Consider the following 23,098-nt stretch of genomic DNA (forward strand, 5'->3'; position numbering starts at 1 on the left):
ATTCCTCCGACAACTCGAAACTTAGCCGATGCGGCGTGGGTCGATCTGAATGCGGACCGGACCCGAAGACTTCCGCGCACTGCGCGCGGCCCTCGCATGTGCCAGAGCGTCCGCAAGGCCGCGACCGTCCTTGCGTGGAACGCGGACCAGCATTCGCTCCGGCGCGACACCGCTCTCGTCCTCACCGGAATACGGAAGCCTCTCCCCCGCAGGCAGTTCCACTGGTCCGAGCAGTACAGCACTTGCCGGCAGATCAGCCGAGTCTACCAACTCCGCAATTGCTGCGGATCCACCGTCGATCGCAGCCATGTGAACGGCCGGAGGAAAGCCGACCTCGTCCCGTTCCTCGAATTGAGACTGTGCGTGCCCCACTGGATCCCATCGGACCAACGCCTGCACCGTCGGGATACCCGAGTCTGCGACAACCACAACTTCACCGCCTTCGGACAGCGGAATCACCATGGCAGCAGCCGACATCCAGCGTCTGAGCGTTTCCTCGGCGGCGCGAAGATCGGGCCGGCCGAGCAGTGCCCAACCGTCGAGCAAGAGCGCGGCGCCGTAGCCGCCGGTCATCACCGGCTCCGCACCCACTGTCGAGACCACCAACGCGGGCCCGTGTGGCAGTTCCTTGACCACATCACTGCCCCCGGACAGAACAACTTTCACACCGGGAAACGCCCGCCCGAGTTCTTCGGCGGTCCGGCCGGCACCGACCACCACCGCGCGCAACGCTTTCGCCCCGCACGCGTGACATCGGTAGGCGGCATCGGCAACCCCGCACCAGCGGCACGCCGGTGTCCCGGCGCCGTCGGGACCTGCCGCAGCGGGAAGAGCCAGTGGGCCGTTGCACCGACGGCACCGTGCCGGGGCACGGCACTTTCCGCAGGCCAGGGTCGGTACGTACCCCCGCCGAGGCACCTGCACCAGGACTCCGTTGCCCTCACCCAGAGCGCGCCGGGCGGCCGCGAATGCAATAGCGGGCAAACGAGCCGCTCTGGCTCCCGGATCGCGGGCCAAGGCTTGATCGCTGTCGGCGAGCGCGGTGATCTTGGGTGCGTGGGCACGAACGACGTCCCGCGTAGCGACCAGATCGTGCGCCCATCCCGAGTCGACGAGTACCTGCGCTTCTGCCGTACGGGAGAACCCACCGATCACGACGGCGCACCCGGCGACGTAGCCACGCAGGACGGCAACTTCGCGGGCATGTGGATACGGCGACCGCGGCTCGGACAAGTTGTCGTCGCCGTCGTCCCAGACGACGACAAGACCGGTCTCGGCCGTCGGCGCAAAAACAGCACTCCGCGTGCCGACGACGATCCGGGCGGTCCCGCGCAGTGCAGCGAGCCACCTTCGGTATCGCATGGCCGGCCCCAGGCCCGCGGACAGACCTACCACCGCATCCGCTCCGGAGAGTTCGGTACAAGCGGCGACGACGCGGTCCAGGTCGCGTTGATCGGGCACAACCAGGATCGCGGATTTACCACTTGCCGCTACGGCCCCGGCCAGTTCGGCCAGGCGCAGTGGCCAGTTTTCACCAGGCAACGCCTGCCAGACCGCACGTGGGCTTTTCGACTCGCGAATGGCGGACAGGAAGGCGTCACCGAATCTGTAGAGATGCCAACCATTTTCGATCGGTTCAGGAGCGGACGGCGGCTCGGCGGGCCCCCACGGTTCCGCCTCGACCTTCGCGTGCCGCGGCGGTACCGCCAAACGGAGAACATCGGCACGGGTTCCGGCATAACGCTCCGCCACACGATCGACGACTTGCGCGATTTCGGCCGTCAAGACCCGCTCGGACGAGATGACGCGTTCGAGCCAGCCGAACTTCCCCTGATGGTCACTGGTCGCCTCGCGCGAGACGATGAAACCGTCCACCAGACGACCAGCGAAGCGGATGCGCACCCGGACTCCGGGCTGCGCATCCGCTTCGAGTTCACGAGGAACGAGGTAGTCGAATTCACGGTCGAGGTGAGCGAGCGGGAGCATCGGCAGCACCCGGGCGACCGGATCGACTTCTGCCGCTACTCTTTCCGCGCCCACCCGCGCCCCGTCTGTACGTCAGTGATCAGAGACCAGCTGCGCTACGCAGCTTGTCGGCGCGATCGGTGCTCTCCCACGGGAGGTCGATATCGGTGCGACCGAAGTGACCGTATGCCGCCGTCTGCGCGTAGATCGGGCGCAGCAGGTCGAGGTCGCGGATGATCGCTCCCGGACGCAGGTCGAAGATCTCGGTGATCGCCTTCTGGATCCGTGCCGGATCGGTCTTCTCGGTGCCGAAGGTTTCGACGAAGAGTCCGACCGGAGCTGCCTTGCCGATGGCGTAGGCGACCTGAACCTCGATGCGGTCGGCCAGACCTGCGGCAACAGCGTTCTTGGCCACCCAGCGCATGGCGTAGGCAGCGCTGCGGTCGACCTTTGACGGGTCCTTGCCGGAGAACGCGCCGCCACCGTGGCGAGCCATTCCGCCGTAGGTGTCGACGATGATCTTGCGCCCGGTCAAACCGGCGTCACCCATCGGGCCACCGAGGACGAACTTGCCCGTCGGGTTCACCAGCAGACGAACATCGGAGGTGTCGAGATCGGTGAGGTTGACGTCGGTCAGCACCGAGTGAAGCACCTTCTCACGAAGATCGGGCGTCAACAGGTTGTCGAGGTCGATGTCAGCGGCATGCTGGGTGGAGATGACCACGGTGTCGAGACGGACAGCCTTGTCACCGTCGTACTCGATGGTGACCTGGGTCTTGCCGTCCGGGCGCAGGTACGGCAGCACGCCGGACTTACGGACCTCGGTCAACCGGCGAGAGAGACGATGAGCCAGCGCGATGGGCAGCGGCATCAGTTCCGGCGTGTCGGTGGTGGCGTAGCCGAACATCAGGCCCTGGTCGCCCGCACCCTGACGGTCGATCTCGTCGTCGCTGATTCCGTCGACGCGAGCCTCGTGCGAGTGATCGACACCCTGCGCGATCTCGGGCGACTGGGCGCCGATCGCGACGTTGACGCCGCACGAATTTCCGTCGAAGCCCTTTGCGGAGCTGTCGTAGCCGATTTCGAGGACTGTGTCGCGCACGATCTTCGGAATGTCCGCGTACGCAGTGGTCGTGACCTCACCGGCTACGTGAACCTGGCCGGTGGTGACCAGTGTCTCGACGGCCACGCGGGCGCGCGGGTCCTGGGTGAGCAGCGCGTCGAGGATCGAGTCGCTGATCGCGTCACAGATCTTGTCCGGGTGCCCCTCGGTGACGGACTCGCTGGTGAATAGCCGACTGCCGGACTTGCTCACAGATCTCCCTCTCGACGACTGAGTTCTTGACTACAGCTTATTGAAGTATCCGAATCACCGTTCGGTGACCGTTTTGTCATGCTTTGTTAGCTGGGGGCTGAGCCGACGATAACGGTTGGACCGCCTGCGCAACACCCTTGTACTCACCCGATTATCGTGGGGTAACTCTCACCACCGGGCGCGTGTCGCTACTCGGGAAAGAGCTTGACCAGGGCGTCGAGTACTCGACTGGCCATCAAAGCCTTGGATCCGTGTTCGAGAGCGGACTCCGAGCCGTCGGAACCGAGCAACCAACCGTCGTTGTGATCGACCTCGAACGCCTTGCCCTCGCCGACCGCATTGACCACGAGGAGATCGCAACCTTTGCGGGCAAGCTTGGAGCGGGCATAGGTGAGAACGTCACCATGGGCGTCACCGGTCTCAGCGGCGAATCCGACGATCACCGTTCGAGCATCCAAGTCGCCGTCACGACGCGCTTCGACGAGACCGGCGAGGATGTCGGCATTTCTGGTGAGGCTGATCGAGTCGGGTTCGTTTGCGCCCTTCTTGATCTTGCTGCCTTCGACGGTGGTGGGGCGGAAGTCCGCGACAGCCGCAGCCATGACGACTCCGTCGTGTCCCGGTGCGTGCTTTTCCACTGCCAACCGGAGATCTTCGGCCGTCTTGATGTGCACGACGTCGACAGCGGCGGGGTCGGCGAGATCAGCCGTGTACCCGGCGATCAGTGTCACGTGCGCGCCGCGTTGCGCGGCAAGACGGGCGAGCGCGTAGCCCTGCTTGCCCGAGCTGCGATTACCGAGAAAGCGCACGGGATCGAGCGGCTCGCGAGTACCGCCGGCGGTGACCAGAATGCGGCGACCCTCCAGGTCGCGCGGCAACGCGTCCGAGCGCTCGAGGAGCAACGATGCCAACCCGACGATCTCGTCGGGTTCGGGAAGTCGACCGGCTCCGGTGTCTTTCCCGGTCAAACGCCCGGAGGCAGGTTCGATCACGTGGACGCCGCGCGAACGCAGTGTCGCCACGTTCGAGACCGTTGCGGGGTGCTCCCACATCTCGGTGTGCATTGCTGGGGCGAAGACGACCGGACAGCGCGCGGTCAACAAAGTGGCCGTCAACAGGTCGTCTGCGCGACCCATGACCGCTCGCGCCATCAGATCAGCGGTTGCCGGCGCGATGACGACCAGATCGGCTTCCTGTCCGAGACGGACATGCGGAACCTGCGGGACGTCGTTGAAGACGCCGGTGTGAACCGGGTTGCCGGAGAGTGCTTCGAACGTCGCGCGCCCGACGAACTCCAGAGCGGATTCAGTCGGAATCACGCGGACGTGATGACCGCTCTCGGTGAAGCTGCGGATGATCGAGCACGCCTTGTACGCGGCGATACCCCCACCGACACCGACGACAATGCGCTTACGTATCGATGTGGGCGCGTCGGACACTCCCCCGACACCCGAACGAGGTTCGGGTGCGGCAGATGTGGTGCTCACTCGCCTTCGGTGTGCTCGAGGAGATCAGCGTGGATTTCACGCAACGCGATGGACAGCGGCTTTTCCTGCAGACCGGGCTCGACCAGAGGTCCGACGTATTCGAGGATGCCGTCACCGAGCTGGTTGTAGTAGTCGTTGATCTGGCGCGCGCGCTTGGCCGAGTAGATGACCAGGGCGTACTTGGAAGAGGTGCGTTCGAGCAACTCGTCGATCGGCGGGTTGGTGATGCCGAGCGGGGTGTCGTAGGCAGGCAGAGCGCCCTGACCTGCTGCGGACGCGGCTGAAGTGCTGCTCACTCTTGTGTCTCCTGAATTAGATCTTCATTGAAAAACTAGTTTTATCGATCCGGATATCTGAGAAACGGGGTGGAAATCGGTTCCCGAAGGGTGCGGAATCAGTTCCCAACCAACAAGGATACCAACTCATCGCAAGCACGGCTTACATCCTCGTTCACGATGACCGTGTCGAACTCGTCCTGTGCGGCCAATTCCACTCGGGCCGTCTCGAGTCGGCGCGCCACGACGTCTTCCGTTTCGGTTCCACGTCCGGTCAGCCGTTGCACCAGAACGTCCCAGCTCGGTGGAGCCATGAACACCAACAGAGCCTCGGGCATCGCCTTGCGGACAGCTCGTGCTCCGGCGAGATCGACCTCGACGAGAACGGGCTTTCCAGCTTCGAGCGCTTCTTCGACCGGAGCTGCGGGGGTGCCGGAGCGCTGCAGGCCGCCGTGGATTTCCGCCCATTCGAGAAGTTCACCGGAGTCGATCATCCGTTGAAATTCTTCACGGGAGGTGAATCGGTAGTCCTTGCCGTCCACTTCACCTGGACGGGGATCGCGAGTGGTCGCCGAAACACTGAAAACGAGTTCAGGCAACCGAGTTCTCAGCTCGCGAACGACGCTGGACTTACCGACAGCCGAAGGGCCGGCCAGTACAACCAGCCGACCCCTCCGCACTGCGGTCTTACTCTCTGACACTGTTGCGTCAGCAATCATCAGACACTGCCGCGTCAGCAATCATCACTTGTCGGCTCAGGCCTCGAAGTCAAACTTGGTGAGCAGAGCCTTGCGCTGCCGATCACCGAGGCCACGAAGGCGACGGGTCGGTGCAATCTCCAGCTCGGTCATGATCTCCTGAGCCTTGACCTTGCCCACCTTGGGCAGCGCCTCGAGCAGTGCCGAAACCTTCATCTTGCCCAAGATTTCGTTGTCTTCGGCGTCCTTGAGGACCTGCTTGAGGTCGGTGCCGCCACGCTTCAGGCGCTCCTTGAGCTCAGCCCTGGCCTTGCGGGCAGCAGCTGCCTTCTCCAAAGCAGCAGCGCGCTGCTCATCAGTCAACTGGGGAAGGGCCACGGTTCCTCCGTCTCGTCGTGTGCAAATTTTGTCTATTCCGCTGATAACCAGCAGCGATAGCGACCGTACTCACGCCTGGCGCGAATTGCTAACCCACCCCCCGCGGTCCGATGCAGATCGCGGTGGGTTATGCGCGTCGAATCGATGTCACGGATCGTCACCGTTTTCGGCTGGATCGAGACGAATTCGACGCCACACGAACGTGCGTACAGTACCGAAATAGACTGTAACACAATGTATTTCGACCCATAGCGTGCGACACCCCCGTGCGAGTGTGCGAAATCGTTACCTGCGGGAATGAACGTGGTCGCCGACACATCCAAAATTTTCGAGCATTTTCGGCGCCTATGCGCGTGTCGCGGCCCGTTTTCAGGTCTGCAGCGACGATTTCGGATCGCCGGCGTCGACCGTCTCGGGTTCGATGCGACTCACGCCGGGGGCGGCCAGAGCGAGCACTACCGCGAGGCTCGCCCAGAGCAATGAATTCTCCAGCACGAAGCCGACTACCGGGATATCCATGTCCGCGCCGACTCGAGGAAGCCGAAACAGCACTACGACAGCGGTGAGACCGATCGCGATCCAGGACCACACAGGGACCGATCGAGTGCCCTCTCCCACGCCCGACTTGATCGGAACGAGGAGTACACCCACCGCCGGCACCAACCACACGAAGTGGTGCGTCCAGGCAATGGGAGTCACGATTGCCGCCAGCAGAGCCACCACCGTGAAACCGGCGAGATCGCCCCGCAGGCGCTGAGCGCGCCGCGTCGCGACAATTCCGAGGACACCCAACACCGCACAGGCGACGAGCCACGCCGGACCCACCAGGCCCTCGGGAAGTAGCCGCAAAGCCATTCCACGCACGGACTGGTTACCGAACACGGACGGGTCACCGACGGCGACGCGCCCCGAGAGTGAGGCGATGTCGCCGAAGTAGTCGATCGTCTGGCGCGGGAGAACCGCAAAGCCCAGAGCCGTGGCGCCGAGGAAGCCGGCGAGGCCGCCCGCAACTGCTTTCCAGCGCCCGGTGATCACGTAGTAACCGATGTAGACGAGTGGCACCAGTTTGACCGCGCCGGCGATCCCCACCAGCACGCCCTCGGGAATCCACCGTGGTCGAGCCAGCACGTCGATCAAGCACAGGAGAGTCAGAAACAACCCGACCTGGCCGTACCCGAGGTGATCGGAGATCGGCGATGCCGCCGTCCACAGGACCAGGAAACCCACGTAGACGACGACTGGCCGCTTACGTGTGAACGGGACTTCGCGATAGCTGAGCACGATGATCGCGGCCAGCATCAGGAGGCTGACGAAACTCCATCCCCACTGGACCGCACCCCAGGAACCCAGGGCGACTGGAACGGCGACGAGCGCAGCGAAGGGCGGATACGTGAACGGCAGTCTCGCGTTGAACGACTCGTCGTACAGGTTCGAGCCGTCGAGGACGGCCTGACCCGCCGTCCGGTACACGGCGAGATCGTCGCCGTGTACGCCGGTGACGGATTGGAACCCGGTGGCCAGCAGCGCGCACGCCGCGACGAGAAGTCCGATCTGCCACCAACGATTCACCGACGGACGGTACCACCGGGTTCCACCGCTCGAACGAGCCTCGAGGTCACTCACGGATCAGTTCGCCAATGCGGCTTCGATCTCGTCTCGGTCACGCATTGCTGCCTCCCGAAGTGCCGATACCGAAGGACCATGCTTGAGCACCCCACGGGAAGTGTTCGGCAGCAGGAGCTCGGTCGATCCCGCGAAGATGTCTGCGAGATCCGCTGCCGTCGCACCCTGCGCGCCGAGTCCCGGAGCGAGAATCGGGCCGTTGAACTGCGACAGGTCCAGACCGTGGTCCCGAGTTGCACCGACCACCAGTCCGACGGTGTCACGGCCGTCGCCGTTCGCATCGACCGCAGCGTCGACGATCGACTGAGCCACGCTCACACCGTCAGTCGACGACTGTTGAAGTACGCCGCCTTCCGGATTGGAGGTTCGTGCCAGGACGAAGATCCCGCGGGCGTTCTGCCTTGCCAGTTCGAGTGTCGGAGTCAGCGCCCCGAATCCCAGGTACGGCGAAACGGTGACCGAGTCGGAGGCCAACGGCGAATCACCCAACCAGGCTTGCGCGTACGCGTCCATCGTCGAACCGATGTCACCGCGCTTGGCATCCGCGACGACCAGAGTTCCCGCATCACGAAGAACCGAGATGGTCCGCTCCAACACGGCGAAGCCGGCGCTGCCGTAAGCCTCGAAGAACGCGACCTGAGGTTTGACCAGTCCGACCTCACCGGTGAAGGCCTCGACGCAGATCTCGGCGAAAGTCTCGAGACCTTCGGCGGTACGTGGCAGTCCCCACGCGTCGAGAAGCGCGGGATGCGGGTCGATACCGACGCACAGCCGCCCCCGGTCCGCGATCGCGGACCGGAGACGATGCCCCCAACTGTGACTCACGACTGCTGTGCCGGCTGACGAAGACCTGCGTGCAATTCCTGCAGGGAGTGAACTCCGATGTCGCCGCGAATGGCTGCTTCGATGCCCTGCACGGCAGCCGAGGCGCCCTGCACCGTCGTGATGCACGGGATGTTCGACGCAACCGCTGCGCTTCGGATCTCGTAGCCGTCGACACGCGGGCCGTTGTTGCCGTACGGCGTGTTGATGACCATGGCGACCTCGCCGCTGCGGATCTGGTCAACGATGGTCTCGGCACCGGCCGGAACATCTTCACCCGACTGCTTGTACACCTGCTTGCACTCGATACCGTTGCGCCGCAAAACATCTGCGGTTCCTTCGGTGGCAAGAATGGTGAATCCGAGGTCTGCCAGGCGCTTGACCGGGAAGATCAGCGAACGCTTGTCCTTGTTGGCGACCGAGACGAACACCGCGCCCGTGGTGGGCAACGAACCGTAGGCGGCAGTCTGCGACTTGGCAAAAGCCGTACCGAAGTCGAAGTCGATTCCCATGACTTCACCGGTGGACTTCATTTCCGGGCTGAGCAAGGTATCCACGCCGGTACCGTCGGCGCGGCGGAAGCGGTTGAACGGCAACACAGCTTCCTTGACCGCGATCGGTGCACCCGCCGGGGTGTTTCCGCCGTCGCCCTTCGCCGGCAGAATGCCGCTCGCACGCAGTTCCGCGATGGATTCGCCGAGCATGACGCGGGCGCATGCCTTGGCCAGCTGGACGGCCGTCGCCTTGGACACGAACGGAACCGTGCGGCTGGCGCGGGGATTTGCTTCCAGCACGTAGAGGATGTCGTCCTTGAGGGCGTACTGGACGTTGAGCAGGCCCTTGACGCCGATGCCCTTCGCGAGAGCCTCGGTGGAGCGGCGGACGTTCTCGAGATCCGCCCGGCCCAGAGTGATGGGCGGGAGCGCACACGCCGAGTCACCGGAGTGAATGCCGGCTTCCTCGATGTGCTCCATGACGCCGCCGAGGTACACCTCGGTGCCGTCGCACAGAGCGTCGACGTCGATCTCGACCGCGTCTTCGAGGAAGCGGTCGACCAGGACCGGACGATCGTCGGAGATCTCCGTGGCGCGCGAGATGTAGTCGGCGAGGGAAGCCTCGTCGTAGACGATCTCCATGCCGCGGCCACCGAGCACGTACGACGGACGCACCAGCACCGGGTAGCCGATGCCTGCCGCGATCTCGCGGGCGCCGTCGAACGTGGTGGCGGTACCGAACTTCGGTGCAGGCAGACCGGCTTCGGTGAGCACGCGACCGAATTCGCCGCGGTCCTCCGCCAGGTCGATGGCTGCGGGGCTGGTTCCCACGATGGGGACGCCGGCAGCTTCGAGACGCTTCGCCAGTCCGAGCGGGGTCTGGCCGCCGAGCTGGACGATGACGCCGGCAACGGTGCCCGACTGCGCCTCCGCGCGGTAGACCTCGAAGACGTCCTCGAACGTCAGCGGCTCGAAGTACAGGCGATCAGCGGTGTCGTAGTCCGTGGAGACGGTCTCGGGGTTGCAGTTGACCATGACGGTCTCGTACCCGGCCTCGGACAGCGTCTGCGCCGCGTGGACACACGAGTAGTCGAACTCGATGCCCTGACCGATGCGGTTGGGGCCGGATCCGAGGATCAGAACCTTGGGTCGCTCGGTCTGCGGAGCAACTTCGGACTCGGCCTCGGGATCGAGCTCGTAGGTCGAGTAGTGGTACGGCGTCTTGGCCTCGAACTCTGCGGCGCAGGTGTCGACGGTCTTGTAGACAGGGCGCACGCCCAGCTGATCACGCAGAGCGCGAACGGCGTCCTCACCTGCGTGCGTGTCACCACCGAGTTCGGGGCGCAGAGCCGCGATCTGGCGGTCCGAGATGCCGTGGTACTTGGCCTGACGCAGGGAAGCCTCGTCGAAAGACTCTGCAGCGCGCAGCTTTTCACCGAGCTCGTGAATCTGCTGGAACTGGTCGAGGAACCACGGATCGATCTTGGTGGCGTCGAAGAGCTGCTCGACAGTTGCGCCGAGCGCGAATGCCTTCTCGATGCCGTACATGCGGCCGTCCTGCGGAACGCTCAGATCGGCGAGCAGTGCATCCAGGCTCTCCGTCTCGATGTCGGCGCCGGTCCAGTAACCCGCACGCTTGGTCTCGAGCGAACGCATGACCTTGCCGAAAGCCTCGGTGAAGTTGCGGCCGATGCTCATGGCCTCGCCCACCGACTTCATCGTGGTGGTCAGAGTTCCGTCGGCACCGGGGAACTTCTCGAAAGCGAACCGCGGAGCCTTGACGACGACGTAGTCGAGCGTCGGCTCGAAGCAAGCCGGGGTTTCCTTGGTGATGTCGTTGACGATCTCGTCGAGCGTGTAGCCGATGGCAAGCTTGGCCGCCATCTTCGCGATCGGGTAACCGGTCGCCTTCGACGCCAGAGCCGACGAGCGGGAGACACGCGGGTTCATCTCGATGACGACCAGGCGGCCGTCCTTCGGGTCCATCGCGAACTGGATGTTGCAGCCGCCGGTGTCGACGCCCACCTCACGCAGAATGTCGATGGAAAGGTCGCGCATCGCCTGGTACTCGCGGTCGGTCAGCGTCATCGCCGGGGCGACGGTGACCGAGTCTCCGGTGTGGACACCGACCGGGTCGACGTTCTCGATGGAGCAGACGATCACGACGTTGTCGCGACTGTCGCGCATGAGCTCGAGTTCGTATTCCTTCCAGCCGAGGATGGATTCCTCGATCAGGACGTTCGCCGTCGGCGACGCGGCCAGACCGCCACCGGCGATGCGGTTGAGATCGTCGACGTCGTACGCCATGCCGGAACCGAGGCCGCCCATGGTGAAGGACGGACGCACGACAACCGGGTAGCCGAGTTCGGCGACCGTGGCGTGTACTTCGTCCATCGTGTAGCAAACTGCGGACTTCGCGGATTCGCCACCGACCTTGGCGACGATGTCCTTGAACTTCTGGCGATCCTCGCCGCGCTGGATGGCATCGAAGTCGGCGCCGATCAGTTCGACGTCGTACTTCTCGAGGATGCCCTGCTCGTGCAGCGCCACTGCGGCGTTGAGCGCAGTCTGACCGCCGAGCGTCGCGAGGACGGCGTCGATCTTGTTGCCCTGCAAGGCTTCCTTGGCGATGACCTTCTCGAGGAACTCGGCCGTGATCGGCTCGACGTACGTGGCGTCGGCGAACTCGGGGTCCGTCATGATGGTGGCCGGGTTGGAGTTGACCAGGCTGACGCGCAGGCCCTCCTCCTGGAGGACGCGGCAGGCCTGGGTGCCCGAGTAGTCGAACTCGCAGGCCTGACCGATGACGATCGGACCGGAGCCGATTACCAGGATGTGCTTGAGATCTGTACGGCGTGGCATTAGTTCTTGACTCCGGTTTCTTTCCGTGCGGAGAGCAGGCTGGTGAAGCGGTCGAAGAGGTACGCGGCGTCGTGCGGGCCGGCTGCCGCCTCGGGGTGGTACTGCACCGAGAAGGCCGAATCGTCCAGCAGGCGAACACCTTCGACGGCTCCGTCGTTGGCGCAGGTGTGGCTGACCACCGCGCGGCCGAACGGGGTGTCGAATTCCTGACCGGCTTCGCCTTCGAGCGCGAAGCCGTGGTTCTGAGCGGTGATCGCGATGCGACCGGTCTGATGCTCGATCACCGGGATGTTGATGCCGCGGTGGCCGAACTTCATCTTGTAGGTGCTCAGGCCCAGGGCGCGGCCCAGGATCTGGTTGCCGAAGCAGATACCGAACAGCGGCAAGCCCTGTCCGATGACCTCTTTCGTGAGGTGGACTGCGCCGTCGGCGGTGGCCGGGTCACCGGGACCGTTGGAGAGGAACACTCCGTCGGCCTTCAGGTCGAGGATCTGTTCGAGACTCGCGTTGGACGGCAACACGTGGACGCGGATACCGCGCTCGGCGAACATGCGCGGGGTGTTGGTCTTGATACCGAGGTCGATGGCGGCAACCGTGTACAGCGCCTCCCCGCCCTTCGGCTCGACGACGTAGCCGCTGGTGGTGCTGACCTCACCGGCAAGATCGGCGCCGAGCATGGTCGGCTGATCCTGAACCCGTCGGACCAGTTCGTCATCGGCGGCGATGGCTTCACCGGAAAAAATTCCGGCCTTCATCGAACCGCGAGTACGCAGGTGGCGAACCAGGGCACGAGTGTCGATCCCGGCGATTCCGACGATGCCCTGCTCTTCGAGCTTGGCCTGCAGCGAACCGGTTGCACGCCAGCTCGAGGTGACGCGCGAGGGGTCACGAACGACGTACCCGGCAACCCAGATCTTGGCGCCGGCACGCTCGCCGGTCGGTCCGACCGACTCGTCGTCTTCGTCGTTCCAGCCGGTGTTGCCGATCTGCGGTGCGGTGGAGACGACGATCTGGCGGTGGTAGCTGGGATCGGTGAGCGTTTCCTGGTAGCCGGTCATTCCGGTGCTGAACACCGCTTCGCCCAGGGTCTGTCCAACCGCACCGAAGGTGGTTCCGCGGAACACCCGTCCGTCTTCGAGGACCAGTACTGCGGGGCTGTTGTCAAAGCCGCTCATGCGTTCTTTCCGTTCTGCTCGATGTCGCCAGAGCTTGCGTCTTCGTTGTCATTCGTCTTGTTCGAAGCGGTCTTGTTCGAAGCAGTCACCGGCTTGACCCAGTCCGGATAAACCGTCTTGTCGTCACCGCGCACGCCCGTGTCGATCTCGGTTCCGCTCGGCAATTCCCAGCGAATCACCAGGACGCCGTCCTTGCTCATGACCTTGCCGGCAAGACCGTTCTCCGTGCGGATCGCGCGGATCGACTTCTCCGGAATCCAGATGGCCGACGCGCCGTCACGCTCGACCAGAATTCCGCCGCTGTAGCGGCTGATCTCGCAGGTGGCGCGGAAACCGAGGTCGCCGACGGCGATTCGGTCCTGCCAACTGGGTGCGATGGTGCTGCCGACGTACAGGCCGGTGGTCGGCAGGACGAGCAGTTCACCCAGGGTTGCCGGTACCGTCGGCAGTTCGCCGATCTTGTCTTTCTGGCGTCGAGCGCGTCCACGCCAGCCGACGTACATCAGGCCGATCATCGCGACCCAGAAGATCGCCAGACCGATGATCCACAGTGCTCTGTCCATGACGCGCTACTCCTCGCTACTCCGCAGCCGCACATTCCCGTCGTGTGCGGTGATGCGGCCACGTAACAGTGTGGTCGTGACCCGAGCGGGCAATGTCATCGACTCGTACGGAGTGTTATGCGCGACACTCGCCAGGTCGGGACCGTGGACCGTCCACTCGGCCGACGGATCGACCAATGTCAGGTTCGCGGGCTCCCCCACCTCGATGGGACGGCCCTGATCGTCGAGGCCGACGATTGCCGCGGGGCGCTCGCTCATGACCCGGGCAACACCGCGCCAGTCCAACAAGCCGGGCTGGACCATCGTCTGCACGATGATCGAGAGTGCGGTCTCGAGGCCGAGCATTCCAGGGCGAGCGGCTGCGAACTCGCAGCACTTGTCCTGCTCGGCGTGCGGAGCATGGTCGGTCGCGACGCAGTCGATGATTCCCTCGGCCAGACCCTTGCGCAGCGCGGCAACATCACTGGCCTCACGCAAGGGCGGGTTGACCTTGTTGATCGCGTCGTACGTCTCGAGCCGTGAATCGTCGAGGAGCAGGTGATGCGGGGTGACCTCGGCGGTGATCGAAATCCCTTGGCTGCGAGCCCACTTCACGAGTTCGACGGTTCCGGCCGTGGAGGCGTGGCAAATGTGAACGCGGGCGCCGGCGTCACGCGCGAGCAGTGCGTCGCGGGCCACGATCGATTCTTCGGCTGCTCGCGGCCATCCGGCCAGGCCGAGACGCGCGGCCGTGGGGCCCTCGTGGGCGACCGCACCGACGGTCAAACGCGGCTCTTCCGCGTGCTGGGCGATCAGGACGCCCAGTGAGCTGGAGTATTCGAGCGCGCGACGCATGATCAGCGGGTCGTAGACGCAGTGGCCGTCGTCGGAGAACATCTTGACCTTGCCGACGCCTGCGGCCATGGTCGCCATCTCGGCGAGTTGCTTGCCTTCCAGGCCCGCTGTGACTGCGCCGACGGGGTGGACGTCGACGAGGCCGACTTCCTGCCCGCGTCGCCAGACGTGATCGGTGATGACCACCGAATCGGCGACGGGACTCGTGTTGGCCATCGCGAAGACCGCGGTGTATCCACCCAGAGCCGCTGCCGAGCTTCCAGTTTCGATGGTCTCGGTGTCTTCGCGGCCGGGCTCACGCAGATGTGTGTGCAGGTCCACGAAGCCGGGAAGCAGGATCTGCCCGCCGGCATCGATCACCTCGGATGCCGTGGCCGGATCGAGGTCCACGCCGATCTCGAGGATCGTGCCGTCGCCGACGAGTACGTCGGTGGGCTCACCTTCTCCGTAGATCAGGACTCCGCGGAGCAGGACACTCACGGGTGATTCTCCGTTCTCGTTTCTGGTCACAGCGCACCGTCCTCCGACCCGACCAGCAGTCGGAACAAGACAGCCATGCGCATGTGTACGCCGTTGGTAACCTGTTGCAGTACAGCAGTTTTGGAGGAATCGGCAACGGCGGATGCAATCTCCATGCCGCGCAGCATCGGGCCGGGGTGCAGGACCACCGCGTGATCGGCCAGCATCGCCAGCCGCTTCTCGGACAGGCCGTAGTTGATCGAGTACTCGCGCTGCGACGGGAAGAAGCCACCGTTCATGCGTTCGGCCTGAACCCGCAGCATCAGCACCGCGTCGAGTCCGGGCAGTTCCGCGTCGAGCGAATGCGAAACCGTGACCGGCCACGTGTGCGCACCGACCGGCAGCAGTGTCGGCGGCGCAACAAGAACAACCTCGGCACCGAGCATCGAGAGCAGCAGTGCGTTGGAGCGGGCGACACGGCTGTGCAGGATGTCGCCGACGATGGCGATCCGCTTGCCCTCGATGTCGCCGAGACGCTGGCGAAGGGTCAAAGCGTCGAGAAGCGCCTGAGTGGGGTGCTCGTGCGTGCCGTCACCTGCGTTGATGACTGCCGGGCCACCGTCGTCGGCCGCTCCGGTCCACTTTGCGATCTGGTGGGCGGCGCCCGAAGCCGGGTGGCGCACGATGAGTGCGTCGGCACCGGCCGCGCGCAGGGTCATCGCGGTATCGCGCAGGGATTCACCTTTGGACACCGAGGAACTGGATGCGCTGACATTGATGACGTCGGCACTCATCCATTTGCCTGCCACCTCGAAAGACACCCGGGTGCGCGTCGAGTTCTCGAAGAACACCGTCATGACCGTGCGTCCGCGCAGCGTCGGGAGCTTGCGTACCTCTCGTCCCAGAAGTGCCTGCTCGAACCGTTCTGCCTCGTCGAGAAGTTCTACCGCGGACTCACGATCGAGGTCCGCGATGGAAAGTAGGTGCTTCACGCGCTCTTACCCCCGGAGATGACTACCGCTTCCCTGCCGTCGTGCTCCTGGAGGAGAACCTTGACGTCCTCGGACCTCGCGGTCGGGACGTTCTTGCCGACGTAGTCGGCGCGCAGCGGGAGTTCGCGGTGACCACGATCCACGAGCACTGCGAGTTGGACCGCGCGGGGGCGGCCCAGATCGCGCAACGCGTCGAGTGCCGAGCGCACGGTGCGACCGGAGAAGAGGACGTCGTCCACGAGAACGACCAGCGCATTGTCGACGCCACCCTCGGGGACGGACGTGCGCTCGAGCGGGCGGTGCGGCTTGTTCCGGAGATCGTCGCGGTAGAGGGTGATGTCGAGAGATCCGATGGGAAGTCGCACACCGGAGAATTCTTCGATCTTGGCGCGCAGTCGCGTGGCGAGGGTGGTTCCACGCGTCGGGATACCGATCAGGACCACACGAGGGGCAGTTCCCTCGGGTCCGTCGAGTGCGGTCTTCTCGATGATCTCGTGAGCGATCCGCGCGATGGTCCGGCCCACATCCTGGGCGGACAACAATTCGCGGGTTTCGCTACCTGCCTCGGCACCGACCGGCGCCTTCGAGTTACCTGGACCTGCAAGATCGGATGGGCGAGACCCTTCGGGCACGCTCATGCAGCGACCTCCTTCTCCGCCTCACTGGACGGATCGTTAAAGGATGTCTGACGGTCCCCACCCTATCAGCCGACAGACCTGATCCCGCCGTGCGAGCAGCGACTCCGACCGGTTGTGTGCAGACACACAACCGGTCGGTGACACTCGCACGGCGGTGGTGGAACAAAACTTGCTACTCGGTACCCGAATCCGATTCCTGCGCGCGCTGGGAGGTCGCGGCCGCAGCCGATCGAACCTGCGGCGCAACGAGAACGACCTGGCCGAGGATTCCGTTGACGAATCCCGGAGAGTCGTCCGTCGAGAGCTGCTTCGCGAGTTCGACGGCCTCGTCCACGGCGACAACCGGGGGAACGTCCGTCGCGTGGAAGAGCTCCCACACGGCGATACGCAGAATCGCACGGTCGACGGCGGGCAGACGCTCGAGCGTCCAGTCCTGCAGATGCGAGGAGATGACCTGATCGATCCGGTCCAGATTCTCCGCAACGCCGGACACCAACGTGACGGTGTAGGCCGCGACGGGTGCTACCGCGTCGTCCTTGACGGACAGATCGGAACGCTCCGACGCCAGTGCGACCGGATCGAGGTCACGTGCCTCGGCTTCGAAGAGGAAGTCGACGGCACGCTTGCGCGCCTTGTGGCGTGCACCGAGTTTCTTATGTGTGCCGGACACTCAGGAATTCACACGCCCGAGGTAGTTGCCGTCACGGGAATCGACCTTGAGCTTGTCACCGGTGTTGATGAAGAGCGGGACGTTGATCTCGGCACCGGTCTCGAGGGTGGCAGGCTTGGTGCCGCCGGTGGAGCGGTCGCCCTGCAGGCCCGGATCGGTGTGCTTGACGACGAGCTCGACGGTGACCGGAAGCTCGACGAAGAGGGGAACGTCTTCGTGGGTCGCGACCTGGACTGCCATGTTCTCGAGCAGGAAACGCGACTGGTCGCCGACGGTGGACTCGCTGATCGACACCTGGTCGTAGGTGTCGCCGTCCATGAAGATGTAGTCGCTGCCGTCGTGGTACAGGTACGTCATGTCACGACGGTCGACCGTGGCGGTCTCGACCTTCACACCGGCGTTGAACGTCTTGTCCACTACCTTGCCCGAGAGCACGTTCTTGAGCTTGGTGCGCACGAAGGCAGGGCCCTTGCCGGGCTTGACGTGCTGGAACTCGATGATCGTCCACAGCTGGCCTTCGATCTGCAGAACCAGACCATTCTTGAAATCACTGGTGGAAGCCACTTGCTTCGCGTCTCCTAGGGGTCGGGAAACCGTCTCAGACGACGGTAAGGTCTTTTGCGGTCAGTGTGAGCAGCTCTGGCCCCTGCTCACGAACAACGAGCGTGTCCTCGATCCGTACACCTCCGCGCCCGGAGAAGTACACGCCCGGCTCGACGGTCACCGCCGCGCCGGAAAGAAGTGTACCGGTGCCGAGCTTGCCGATCCCCGGTGCTTCGTGGATTTCGAGCCCCACACCGTGGCCGAGGCCGTGCAGGAACAACTCGCCGTAGCCTGCATCGTCGATCACCGCACGGGCGACGGCGTCGACTGCCGCACATTCGACACCCGGCGCGAGCGCGTCGCAACCGGCAGCTTGCGAACGCGCGACGAGCTCGTAAATCTCCCGTTGCCAATCGGAAACGGACTCGAGCACGTAGGTCCGTGTCATGTCCGAGTGGTACCCACCGACCTGGGCTCCGAAGTCGAGTTTCACGAAGTCACCCGACGCCAGGATCGCATCGGTCGGTCGGTGATGCGGAATCGCCGAGTTGGCGCCGGCCGCCACGATCGTCTCGAAGGAAATACCGTCCGCCCCGTTGTCGAGCATCAGATTTTCCAGCTCGCGGCCGACCTCTCGTTCCGTTCGGCCAGGTCGCAGACCGCCGCGAGCGATCAACTGCGCCAACGCGACATCGGCTGCGGTGCACGCGGCTCGCAACAACTCCACCTCGTACTCGTCCTTGACCATGCGCAATTGTTCGACGAGTCCGCTCACCGGTTCGAACCGGATCTTCGGCGCTGCTTCGGTCCAAGCCCGATGTTCGGCGAACGTCGCCACATGTGACTCGAACGCGAGAACGGGCGCCGTGGACTTCTCGATCAAGTGCGCAGCACTCGAACGGGCGATTTCGGCCCGAAGGTCCGGCACCTGCTCTGACACCTGCGTCACGTAGCGGCCGTCGGTGCAAATCACCGTCTCACGCTCGTCGGACGCTGAATCGGATGCACTGACGACGAGCGCCGCATTGGAACCGGTGAAACCGGTGAGGTATCTGATGTTGAGGAGATCTGTGACGAGAATCGCGTCGAGTTCGCGCTCCGAGAGGAGGCGTCTGAGGGATTCACGGCGTGTTCTGAAGTCGACCGGCATCCCTCGAACCTACCGCCCGCGCAGACCTGCCGATCAACTCGAAACTCGCGGTTACAGCAATAAGTGTGGGTTAGGCCACAAGGTGTAATGGGTTCTAGTTAGGCTGTACCCATGAATGCGTGGTTGGTACGTGGCCTCGGCATGGCCCTGATACATGTTGTGTTTCGTGCGTTGCTCGGTGCAGCGATCGCACAGTGGCCACTTCAGGGGTCCACCCTGCGCTGGCTGTCCCTGTTGATCGTCATCGTCTTCGCCGCGATCTGGGGTGGTATCGACGGCATTCGTGACCGCCGGAATTTCCCCGAACCCGAGGACGGCGCCGATCTGACCATGCTGTGGCTCAAGGCCGCATTGGTCGGCGGGTTCGTCGCCGGCGCTGCCAGCTGGGCACTCAGCCTGGTCCCCTCCCTCGAACTCACCCAGCAGGGCTTGTTCTTCGAGGTGACCTCCGGTGCGGCGTTCACGATCCTTCTCATCTTCGTCCCCGCCATGATCGCCATCACCGTCGGACGCTTCTTCGTCAGCCGTGAACAGCGCAAGAACGGAACAGCTCCGCAGACCCCGTCCCACGAGCGTCACCACGAACCGGTGCCCGTCAGCGAGGGCTACGACTCCCCCACCGAGCAGCACGCATACAGCGGAGCCGCGATGTCCGTCGAGGAATCCGACGCCGATACCGCGGTCTTCCCGGCGATCGATCTGGGCAAGCGCGAGCAGTAACGCCCACCGTCCACACAACCGAATGCGGCCCCGAGGATATTTTCCTCGGGGCCGCATTCGTGTGGCTGTTTTTTCGACTTCCCTCGTTCAGCCTCGCTCGGCGAGGAACCTGATCGCAAGCGGATACGCGGCGACGCCGAGTCCGACGATCACTCCGGTCGCAATCGGACTCAGGTAGGAGTGGTGCCGAAACTCTTCTCGCGCATGAACGTTCGAGATGTGTACCTCGACGAGACCTGCGGTCAGTTCGGCGCATGCATCTCGCAGGACCACCGACGTGTGCGTCAAGCCACCGGCATTGAGGATCACCGGTTCCCCCGCGTCCGCCGCGTCGTGGATCCAACCGAGCAGATCGCCTTCGTGATCGCTCTGACGGACGATCACCTCGACGCCGAGCTCCTTGCCTGCCGCGACGCACAATTCGATCAGATCGTCGTGTGTGGTCGCGCCGTAGACCTCGGGCTGACGCTTACCCAGACGCCCCAGATTGGGTCCGTTGACGACGTTGATCCTCACAACAGGACCGTTCCGCCGGCCGGCCGCGCATCGCGGGCAATCGCGGAGTACGCCGCAACCAGCAGACTCGGATCCGGCCCCTCGAGGCGACCCGGCTTGGCCAGTCCGTCGAGGACCACGAAACGCAGCAGCCCGGCACGGTTCTTCTTGTCGGTCTGCATTCCCTTCATCAGATCGCCGAACGCATCACCGTCGTACGACGTCGGCAGCCCGACGAGATCGAGGATCGACTTGTGACGATCCGCGGTGGCGTCGTCGAGTCGGCCCGCGAGCCGTCCGAGTTCGGCAGCGAAGACCAGGCCGACGGAGACAGCGGCACCGTGGCGCCACTTGTAGCGCTCACGACGTTCGATCGCGTGGCCGAGGGTGTGGCCGTAGTTGAGGATTTCGCGCAGATCCGACTCGCGCAGATCCGCGGCCACGACCTTGGCCTTGACCTCTACGGAGCGCCGAATCAACTCGGGCAGAACAGTTCCCGACGGATCGAGAGCTGCCTTGGGATCGGCTTCGATGAGATCCAGGATCACCGGGTCGGCGATGAATCCGGTCTTGATGACCTCGGCCATGCCTGCAACGATCTCGTTGTGCGGCACAGTCTCGAGCGTCGCGAGATCGATGAACACCGCTCCCGGCTCGTGGAACGAACCGACGAGGTTCTTGCCCGCTTCGGTGTTGATACCGGTCTTGCCGCCCACTGCTGCGTCGACCATCGCGAGCAAGGTGGTGGGGACGTGAACTACCTTGACACCGCGCATCCACGTAGCCGCGACGAAGCCGGTGAGGTCGGTCGCCGCTCCCCCGCCCAAACTCATGATCGCGTCGCTGCGAGTCAGGCCGATCCGGCCGAGCACGTCCCAGCAGAAGCCCGCGACAGCAAGATCCTTGCCGTCCTCGGCATCGGGGATCTCGATACGGTGGGCGTCGATTCCCTTCTCCGCCAACGCAGCCCGTACGGCCTCCGCGGTCTCTGCCAGCGGCGGCTGATGGAAGATCGCGACAGTGCGCGCGCCGTCGAACTCGGCAACGAGATCACCGAGCAGGCCGCGGCCGATCACGACCGGGTAAGGACTTGCGGTCTTCACCTCTACACGTACGGGTTCGGTCACTGCTCCACTACTCCGCTCCGGTTGTTCATTTGTCTTGAAGTTTCGACACCAGTTGCCCGACGACACGCGCCGGACTTCGGCCGTCGGTCCGAATCCGAATCGTGGCCGAACGCCGGTACAGCGGACGACGACGCCTCATCAACTCCTGGTACTTGACCTTGGGATCTCCGCCGGCCAGCAGCGGGCGATGATTGTTCGCCCCAGTGCGGCGAAGCCCTTCGGCGACACTGATCTCGAGGTAGATGACCGTGTGCCCCTGGAGCAGTTCGCGCGTGCGATCGGAGAGGATCGCACCACCGCCGAGCGAGACGATTCCGTCGGTGGCCTGCAACGCTTCGCGAACCACCGATTCCTCGATCTCACGAAACCGAGGCTCTCCGTCATGGGTGAAGATCTCCGGGATCGTCCTACCCGTGGTCCGTTCGATCTCGGCGTCGGTATCGACCAATTCGAGTTCGAGTGCCTGCGCGAGACGTCGACCGATGGTCGATTTGCCGGCACCGGGCGGACCGATGAGTACAGCCTTCGGCTTCATCGATACGTGAGTCCTATCGAGGCGGTCGGGCTGCGATGCCCTCGGCGTAACGACGGTAGTTGGCAGTGGTTTCAGCAATGGAATCACCACCGAACTTTTCGAGTGCGGCCTGAGCCACGACGAGCGCGACCATCGACTCGGCGACGACGCCGGCGGCCGGAACCGCGCACACGTCGCTGCGCTGGTGGATGGCAACCGCTTCTTCGCCGCTCTCCATGTCGACCGTCGCCAGAGCGCGCGGAACCGTCGAGATCGGCTTCATCGCGGCGCGAACTCGAAGAGCCTCGCCATTGGTCATGCCACCTTCGATACCGCCTGCGCGGTTGGTGGAGCGCACGATGCCGTCCGGGCCCGGGCGGATTTCGTCGTGAGCTTCGCTGCCACGACGGCGCGCGGTCTCGAAGCCGTCGCCGACCTCGACGCCCTTGATGGCCTGAATTCCCATGAGAGCAGCAGCAAGTCGTGAATCGAGACGCTCGGCGCCGCTGACGAAAGTGCCGAGTCCGACCGGCAGGCCGTGGATGACGACCTCCACGACGCCACCGAGGGTGTCGCCGTCCTTCTTCGCCGATTCGATTTCGGCGATCATCGACTCTTCTGCAGCCTTGTCGAATGCGCGGACCGGGCTCGCGTCGATCGCGTCGAGATCCTTGCCCTCAGGCACGGGTCCGACGTACGGCTCGGAAGCACCGATGGAAATAACGTGTGAAACGACCTCGGCACCGAATACCTGACGCAGAAAGGACCGTGCGACGGTTCCAGCGGCCACGCGGGCTGCGGTCTCGCGAGCGCTGGCGCGCTCGAGGACGGGACGCGCATCGTTGAAGCCGTACTTGAGCATGCCGCTGTAATCGGCGTGTCCGGGACGCGGGCGCGTCAACGGGGCATTGCGCGCCTGATCGGCGAGCAGGTCCGGGTCGACCGGGTCGGCGGACATGATGGTTTCCCACTTGGGCCACTCGGTGTTGCCGATCTCGATGGCCACGGGGCCACCGAGAGTAAATCCGTGGCGGACACCGCCGATGATGGTGACCTTGTCGGCCTCGAACTTCATCCGTGCGCCACGGCCGTAACCGAGGCGACGACGGGCAAGCTCGGACGAGATGGCCTCAGAGGTCACTTCGACCCCCGCGACCATGCCCTCGAGCATCGCGACGAGGGCGGGACCATGGGATTCTCCGGCAGTTATCCAACGCAGCACGCCGCCCATCTTTCCACGTCGCAGACCTCAGTTGTCACAGTGGTCCTCCCGGTGAACACAGATGGCCCACACGCACG

22 protein-coding genes are annotated in these 23,098 nt (G+C 64.4%); 1 reads left to right on the top strand and 21 read right to left on the bottom strand.

Annotated features, from left to right (window positions below; all coding sequences use genetic code 11):
* Positions 1 to 21: 21 nt before the first annotated feature.
* From QM609_RS26765 to QM609_RS26845, 17 genes are all read right to left on the bottom strand, one after another.
* The gene (locus QM609_RS26765) at positions 22 to 2,040 is read right to left on the bottom strand and encodes a primosomal protein N' (RefSeq protein ID WP_082239108.1); all 2,019 of its coding nucleotides are present in this window, start codon (positions 2,038 to 2,040) and stop codon (positions 22 to 24) included.
* Positions 2,041 to 2,065: 25 nt separating this feature from the next.
* Positions 2,066 to 3,280 (bottom strand): methionine adenosyltransferase, encoded by a 1,215-nt coding sequence (metK, locus tag QM609_RS26770; protein WP_003944827.1) that lies wholly within the window; start codon positions 3,278 to 3,280, stop codon positions 2,066 to 2,068.
* A gap of 188 nt (positions 3,281 to 3,468) precedes the next feature.
* A complete protein-coding gene (gene coaBC, locus QM609_RS26775) occupies positions 3,469 to 4,767 on the bottom strand; it encodes a bifunctional phosphopantothenoylcysteine decarboxylase/phosphopantothenate--cysteine ligase CoaBC (RefSeq protein WP_003944888.1) in 1,299 nt (432 codons plus the stop codon).
* Positions 4,764 to 5,063 carry a DNA-directed RNA polymerase subunit omega gene (gene rpoZ, locus QM609_RS26780; protein WP_003944996.1) on the bottom strand — a complete coding sequence of 100 codons (300 nt, stop codon included), beginning with the start codon at positions 5,061 to 5,063 and terminating at the stop codon, positions 4,764 to 4,766. The genes coaBC and rpoZ overlap by 4 nt, the downstream gene beginning before the upstream one ends.
* Before the next feature lie 98 nt (positions 5,064 to 5,161).
* Positions 5,162 to 5,761 carry a guanylate kinase gene (gene gmk / locus QM609_RS26785; RefSeq protein WP_003944801.1) on the bottom strand — a complete coding sequence of 200 codons (600 nt, stop codon included), beginning with the start codon at positions 5,759 to 5,761 and terminating at the stop codon, positions 5,162 to 5,164.
* A gap of 36 nt (positions 5,762 to 5,797) precedes the next feature.
* On the bottom strand, positions 5,798 to 6,118 hold the full coding sequence (mihF, locus tag QM609_RS26790; RefSeq protein ID WP_003944825.1) for an integration host factor, actinobacterial type: 321 nt from the start codon (positions 6,116 to 6,118) through the stop codon (positions 5,798 to 5,800).
* A gap of 369 nt (positions 6,119 to 6,487) precedes the next feature.
* On the bottom strand, positions 6,488 to 7,687 hold the full coding sequence (locus tag QM609_RS26795) for a glycosyltransferase 87 family protein (RefSeq protein WP_225320370.1): 1,200 nt from the start codon (positions 7,685 to 7,687) through the stop codon (positions 6,488 to 6,490).
* A gap of 57 nt (positions 7,688 to 7,744) precedes the next feature.
* Positions 7,745 to 8,566 carry an orotidine-5'-phosphate decarboxylase gene (pyrF, locus tag QM609_RS26800; RefSeq protein WP_050656337.1) on the bottom strand — a complete coding sequence of 274 codons (822 nt, stop codon included), beginning with the start codon at positions 8,564 to 8,566 and terminating at the stop codon, positions 7,745 to 7,747.
* Complete coding sequence (carB, locus tag QM609_RS26805; RefSeq protein WP_003945010.1) at positions 8,563 to 11,919, bottom strand: carbamoyl-phosphate synthase large subunit; 3,357 nt, start codon at positions 11,917 to 11,919, stop codon at positions 8,563 to 8,565. Before carB ends, pyrF begins: the two co-directional genes overlap by 4 nt.
* Positions 11,919 to 13,094 carry a glutamine-hydrolyzing carbamoyl-phosphate synthase small subunit gene (gene carA, locus QM609_RS26810; protein ID WP_007728009.1) on the bottom strand — a complete coding sequence of 392 codons (1,176 nt, stop codon included), beginning with the start codon at positions 13,092 to 13,094 and terminating at the stop codon, positions 11,919 to 11,921. Before carA ends, carB begins: the two co-directional genes overlap by 1 nt.
* Entirely contained in the window at positions 13,091 to 13,657 is a 567-nt protein-coding gene (locus QM609_RS26815) for a PH-like domain-containing protein (RefSeq protein WP_003944773.1), read from the bottom strand. The genes carA and QM609_RS26815 overlap by 4 nt, the downstream gene beginning before the upstream one ends.
* A gap of 6 nt (positions 13,658 to 13,663) precedes the next feature.
* Positions 13,664 to 14,971 carry a dihydroorotase gene (locus QM609_RS26820; protein ID WP_003944990.1) on the bottom strand — a complete coding sequence of 436 codons (1,308 nt, stop codon included), beginning with the start codon at positions 14,969 to 14,971 and terminating at the stop codon, positions 13,664 to 13,666.
* 26 nt (positions 14,972 to 14,997) lie between these two features.
* On the bottom strand, positions 14,998 to 15,942 hold the full coding sequence (locus QM609_RS26825) for an aspartate carbamoyltransferase catalytic subunit (RefSeq protein ID WP_003944883.1): 945 nt from the start codon (positions 15,940 to 15,942) through the stop codon (positions 14,998 to 15,000).
* Positions 15,939 to 16,580: a bifunctional pyr operon transcriptional regulator/uracil phosphoribosyltransferase PyrR gene (pyrR, locus tag QM609_RS26830; protein WP_003944977.1), complete on the bottom strand. Its 642-nt coding sequence runs from the start codon at positions 16,578 to 16,580 to the stop codon at positions 15,939 to 15,941. Before pyrR ends, QM609_RS26825 begins: the two co-directional genes overlap by 4 nt.
* Positions 16,581 to 16,752: 172 nt before the next feature.
* Positions 16,753 to 17,250, bottom strand: coding sequence for a transcription antitermination factor NusB (gene nusB, locus QM609_RS26835; RefSeq protein WP_007728014.1), 498 nt, complete (start codon positions 17,248 to 17,250; stop codon positions 16,753 to 16,755).
* Positions 17,251 to 17,814: an elongation factor P gene (gene efp, locus QM609_RS26840; protein WP_003944958.1), complete on the bottom strand. Its 564-nt coding sequence runs from the start codon at positions 17,812 to 17,814 to the stop codon at positions 17,251 to 17,253.
* A 34-nt stretch (positions 17,815 to 17,848) separates the two neighbouring features.
* Positions 17,849 to 18,943, bottom strand: coding sequence for a M24 family metallopeptidase (locus QM609_RS26845; RefSeq protein WP_003944812.1), 1,095 nt, complete (start codon positions 18,941 to 18,943; stop codon positions 17,849 to 17,851).
* 111 nt (positions 18,944 to 19,054) lie between these two features.
* On the opposite strand from QM609_RS26845, the gene QM609_RS26850 reads away from it, so the two are divergent.
* Positions 19,055 to 19,663, top strand: coding sequence for a B-4DMT family transporter (locus tag QM609_RS26850; RefSeq protein WP_019748369.1), 609 nt, complete (start codon positions 19,055 to 19,057; stop codon positions 19,661 to 19,663).
* 87 nt (positions 19,664 to 19,750) lie between these two features.
* On the opposite strand, the gene aroQ is transcribed toward QM609_RS26850, so the two are convergent.
* The 4 genes from aroQ to aroC are packed head-to-tail and all read right to left on the bottom strand — an operon-like array spanning position 19,751 to position 23,021.
* Entirely contained in the window at positions 19,751 to 20,179 is a 429-nt protein-coding gene (aroQ, locus tag QM609_RS26855; protein WP_003944916.1) for a type II 3-dehydroquinate dehydratase, read from the bottom strand.
* Entirely contained in the window at positions 20,176 to 21,285 is a 1,110-nt protein-coding gene (gene aroB, locus QM609_RS26860; RefSeq protein WP_003944873.1) for a 3-dehydroquinate synthase, read from the bottom strand. The genes aroQ and aroB overlap by 4 nt, the downstream gene beginning before the upstream one ends.
* A 25-nt stretch (positions 21,286 to 21,310) precedes the next feature.
* Positions 21,311 to 21,820, bottom strand: coding sequence for a shikimate kinase (locus tag QM609_RS26865; protein ID WP_030536425.1), 510 nt, complete (start codon positions 21,818 to 21,820; stop codon positions 21,311 to 21,313).
* A 13-nt stretch (positions 21,821 to 21,833) separates the two neighbouring features.
* A complete protein-coding gene (aroC, locus tag QM609_RS26870; RefSeq protein WP_003944974.1) occupies positions 21,834 to 23,021 on the bottom strand; it encodes a chorismate synthase in 1,188 nt (395 codons plus the stop codon).
* Positions 23,022 to 23,098: the final 77 nt, after the last annotated feature.

The organism is Rhodococcus sp. IEGM 1302 (genome assembly GCF_030056935.1).
Lineage (GTDB): Bacteria > Actinomycetota > Actinomycetes > Mycobacteriales > Mycobacteriaceae > Rhodococcus_F > Rhodococcus_F qingshengii.